The sequence below is a fragment of the Paraburkholderia sp. RL18-085-BIA-A genome (assembly GCF_046027075.1).
GTDB lineage: Bacteria > Pseudomonadota > Gammaproteobacteria > Burkholderiales > Burkholderiaceae > Paraburkholderia.
The window spans coordinates 1-1106 of record NZ_JARESU010000466.1; the positions used below are offsets into that span (position 1 = coordinate 1).

The window sequence follows — 1106 nt, forward strand, 5'->3', positions numbered from 1 at the left end:
GCGTCGCTGTGTATCGGCGGCGGCATGGGTGTCGCGCTGGCGCTCGAGCGCGCTTGAGCACGCCGCGCTGATCCGGCGCCGCGAGGCATCGGAGAACCGGCATCGGGCAGGTTGCCGCGCGCCGGGTCGACGCCAGGCGGCGCGCGGTGTCAGCAGCGGCCTCGCTGGCCGGTCGCCCAGCGGCAGCGACGAGGAAGCATCAGGCGAGGAAGAGGTGGCCGGGCGGCGCCTCGAAAACGATAACGGAGTGTGGTTTATGACACAGCGAATTGCGTACGTAACGGGCGGCATGGGTGGCATCGGCACGAGCATTTGCCAGCGGCTGCATAAAGAGGGCTTCAAGGTGGTCGCGGGCTGTGGCCCGAACTCGCCGCGCCGCGTAAAGTGGCTCGAAGAGCAGAAGTCGCTGGGCTTCGATTTCATCGCCTCCGAAGGCAATGTCGGCGATTGGGAATCGACCAAGACCGCGTTCGAGAAGGTGAAGTCCGAAGTGGGCGAGATCGACGTGCTGGTGAACAATGCCGGCATCACGCGCGACGTCGTGTTCCGCAAGATGACGCACGAAGACTGGACAGCGGTGATCGACACCAACCTGACCAGCCTGTTCAACGTCACCAAGCAGGTGATCGACGGCATGGTCGAGCGTGGCTGGGGCCGCGTGATCAACATTTCGTCGGTGAACGGGCAGAAGGGCCAGTTCGGCCAGACCAACTACTCGACCGCGAAGGCCGGCATTCACGGCTTCACGATGGCGCTCGCGCAGGAAGTGGCGACCAAGGGCGTGACGGTGAACACCGTGTCGCCGGGCTACATCGGCACCGACATGGTCAAGGCAATCCGTCCGGACGTGATGGAAAAGATCGTGGCGACGATTCCGGTGCGCCGCCTGGGTCGGCCGGACGAAATCGGCTCGATCGTCGCGTGGCTCGCGTCGGACGAATCGGGTTTCTCCACGGGCGCTGATTTTTCGCTGAACGGCGGCTTACATATGGGCTGAGTCAACAGCGTGCCGCTCACAAGGCGGCGTGCTTCGGCTCAGATGGTTCGGCGGCGTGGGGGGGGGGGGGGGGGGGCGGGGGGGGGGCCCCCGCCCGCCCCGCGGTGTG

1 protein-coding gene is annotated in these 1106 nt (G+C 66.1%); it reads left to right on the forward strand.

Features of this window, described 5'->3' with window-relative positions:
- Positions 1-256: 256 nt before the first annotated feature.
- Positions 257-997, forward strand: a complete 741-nt coding sequence (locus P0D89_RS53260) for a 3-ketoacyl-ACP reductase (RefSeq protein ID WP_408371307.1) — start codon at positions 257-259, stop codon at positions 995-997.
- Positions 998-1106: the final 109 nt, after the last annotated feature.